Here is a 3,000-nt window from a genome sequence, read left to right as displayed (position 1 = left end):
TCGCCTTACGGTGGAGCTGTGCGTAGATGTGATCAAGAGACAGGCGCGCCCTGGACCCGATGAGTTGGTCCTTGCTGCCGCCGGATCGCACCGGAGAGCCATGCTCTCCGGCGGACTGCCGGTGCCGCCAGCGCGGACAGCGTGTCTTTCCTCTTTCCGGGCGCCCCGCGTCTCCACCTGCTTCCAGGGATCAGGCGACAGGCTGACGACAACCACACAGAGCCAACGAAAGCCCGGGGTCCGGGGACCGGCTCCGGTCCCCGGCGGAGAGGGGGGCCGGGGCGAGAGGCAGCGCCTCTCCCCCGGCGGCCCGCCATGAAGAGCGCGACGCGACGGCCCGCTCAACCGCCCTTCATGAAGACGCCGCCCTTCAGGATCATCGGCATGTGCCGCCCCTGGAAGGTCAGCAGCGACAGGTCTTCCAGCGGATTGCCGTCCACCACGATCAGGTCGGCATGGGCACCGGCGGCGACGGTGCCGATCCGGCCTTCCATGCGGCAGAGCTTCGCGGCGATATGGGTGGCGGCGGCGATCACCATCTGCGGCGGCAGGACCTTGCCGCGGATCACGAACTCCTCCGACTGGTGACGGTGCATGGCGCCGAGCAGGTCGCTGCCATAGGCCATGGGCAGGCCCGCCGCCTGCATGCGGGCGAGGGATTCCATCCCGGCCAGGCGCACATCGTCCACCTTCGCCACGGCCTCGGCGCCGATGCCGAGCTCCTCGCCCTCGGAGGAGAGCTTGTCATAGGTGACCAGGGTCGGCACGGCGACGGCGCCCTGCTCCGCGGCGAAGCGCGCGGTGGCCTCGGTGATCAGGTTGCAGTGTTCCAGCGAATGGACGCCACATTCCACGGCGCGGCGGATGCCCTCGTCCGTGTAGAGATGCGCCGAGACATAGGTGCCGGCATTGCGCGCCTCCTCGACCGCAGCGCTGATCTCCTCGCGCGAGAAGCCCAGGAAATGGATCGGGTCGGTGGGCGAGGCGACGCCGCCATTGGCCATGATCTTCACGAAGCGGGCGCCGGACTTGATCTCCTCCCGCGCCGCGCGCCGCACCTCCGGCACGCCGTCGCAGAGCCGGCCCAGCGCGCCGAGCCGCGTGTTGAAGCGCGGCGGGGTGTTGTCGAAGGGGCCGCGGAAGTCGCAATGCCCCCCGCTCTGGCTCAGCGCCTTGCCGGAGATGACGAGTCGCGGCGCGGGGAAGAGCCCTTCCTCCACCGCCACGACCTGACCGTGATCGGCGCCGCCGACATCGCGCACGGTGGTGAAGCCGCGCATCAGCATCTGGTGCAGCAGGCGGATGGAACGCGCCATCACCAGCGAATCCGGCAGGGTGGCGCATTTGGCCAGGCTGGCATCGATGGCGTTGATATGGACGTGGCAGTCGATCAGCCCGGGCATCAGCACCTTGCCCGACAGGTCGATGGTGCTGGCGCCCTGCGGCGCGCGGGCGCTGGGCGAGACCTCGCGGATCAGGCCGTTCTCGATCACCACCCCTTGCGGGGCCGAGGGCTCCGGCGCGGTGCCATCGACGATCCGGGCATGGGCGAGGAAGAGGCTGGTCATGCTGTTCTCCATCTCGGGGCGCGGGCAGGGCGCCTTCCGCCGCGCCACCATGGCCGGGGTGGCGAGGCTAGTGCAGTTCCGCCGCGGGTGGGACCGCCCGGCGGCGTGGAAGCGCCGATGCAGGCTTCGTGCCGCCCGCTCCCCCCGGCGTTGCCACAGGCGCCGCACACCCCTCGCATGATCTCGCCTGGGACGAAGGGATTTCGGGCAAGGCGGGAAATATGGCCCGATCCTTCGGCCGGAGCGGCCGCTGTCCGGAGGATTGATGGTGCTATAAGGCGTTCCGCGAAAGGATCGTCAGCCATGGACGAGATCGACAAGCGCCTGCTGCGCCTGCTCCAGCGCGATGGGCGGATGACCAATGTGGAACTGGCCCGGCAGGCGCATCTCAGCCCGCCTGCCACGCATGAGCGCATCCGCCGCCTGCAGCAGGACGGCGTGATCGAGGGCTATTCGGTGCGGCTGAATGCCGGGAAGCTGCAGCGCGCACTGCTGATCTTCGTCGAGGTCACGCTGGACCGGACCAGCGCCCGCGTCTTCGAGGATTTCGGGGCCGCGGTGCGGCGGACGCCGGAAATCATGGAATGCCACATGGTGGCGGGCGGCTTCGACTACCTGATCAAGGTGCGGGTGCGCGACATGGCCGCCTACCGGCATTTCCTGGGCACGGTGCTGGTGGGACTGCCCGGCATCCGGCAGACGCACACCTACACGGTCATGGAGGAGGTGAAGAACACCACCGAATTCGCCATCGACTGACCGTCGCCCCGCCGCCCCCTCGCCAGGCTCCGCATCCTCGGATACCGGTGGTGAAAAGCCCGGCTCCGCGCCCGCAGGCGGAAGGGCCGGAACCCTGGGAGGCATGCCGCGTGACCGGCAAGACCGCGAACATCGCCCTGATCACCCTGGCGCAGGTGCTGGCGCTCTGCCTCTGGTTCTCCGGCACCGCCGCCGGGCCGGGCATGCTGCGGGAGGCGCAGGCGCTGGGCCTCGGGCTGGGGCCGGGCTTCCAGGCCTGGCTGACCGGCGCGGTGCAGGCGGGCTTCGTGCTGGGCACGCTGCTCAGCGCCTCGCTGGCCCTGCCGGACCGCACCGACCCGCGTCGCCTCTTCGCCGCCTGCGCCCTGCTCGGCGCCCTGGCCAATGCCGCCATCGCGCTCCTGCCGCTGGAGGCGTGGACCGCCATCGCCGCGCGCTTCGTCACCGGCCTGGCTTTGGCCGGGGTCTATCCGGTGGGCATGAAGCTCGCCATCGGCTGGGCGGACAAGGGCGATGCCGGGCTGCTGGTCGGGCTCCTGGTGGGCGGGCTGACCCTGGGCTCGGCCTCGCCGCATCTGGCGCTCGCCCTGACCGGCGCGGCGGGCGGGCCGGATGCCGCGCCGGACTGGAGGCTGGCGCTGGGCGCGGCCTCGCTCGCCGCCCTGCTCGCCGC

At 70.9% G+C, this 3,000-nt stretch carries 3 protein-coding genes; 2 read left to right on the top strand and 1 reads right to left on the bottom strand.

Going from position 1 to position 3,000, the window contains the following annotated elements:
* Positions 1-341: 341 nt before the first annotated feature.
* On the bottom strand, positions 342-1,568 hold the full coding sequence (locus tag ROTAS13_RS22045) for an amidohydrolase family protein (RefSeq protein ID WP_026033442.1): 1,227 nt from the start codon (positions 1,566-1,568) through the stop codon (positions 342-344).
* Between the two features lie 303 nt (positions 1,569-1,871).
* Between ROTAS13_RS22045 and ROTAS13_RS22040 the strand changes: the two genes are divergently transcribed.
* Together ROTAS13_RS22040 and ROTAS13_RS22035 are read left to right on the top strand one after the other, a co-directional pair.
* Positions 1,872-2,327, top strand: coding sequence for an Lrp/AsnC ligand binding domain-containing protein (locus ROTAS13_RS22040; RefSeq protein WP_019462486.1), 456 nt, complete (start codon positions 1,872-1,874; stop codon positions 2,325-2,327).
* Positions 2,328-2,437: 110 nt separating this feature from the next.
* Positions 2,438-3,000 (top strand): MFS transporter (locus ROTAS13_RS22035; protein WP_139323493.1); only part of this gene is annotated, 563 nt, incomplete at its 3' end.

The organism is Roseomonas sp. TAS13 (assembly GCF_001950415.1).
GTDB classification, from domain to species: domain Bacteria; phylum Pseudomonadota; class Alphaproteobacteria; order Acetobacterales; family Acetobacteraceae; genus Roseomonas; species Roseomonas mucosa.
This window is presented reverse-complemented; position numbering and strand designations above follow the sequence as displayed.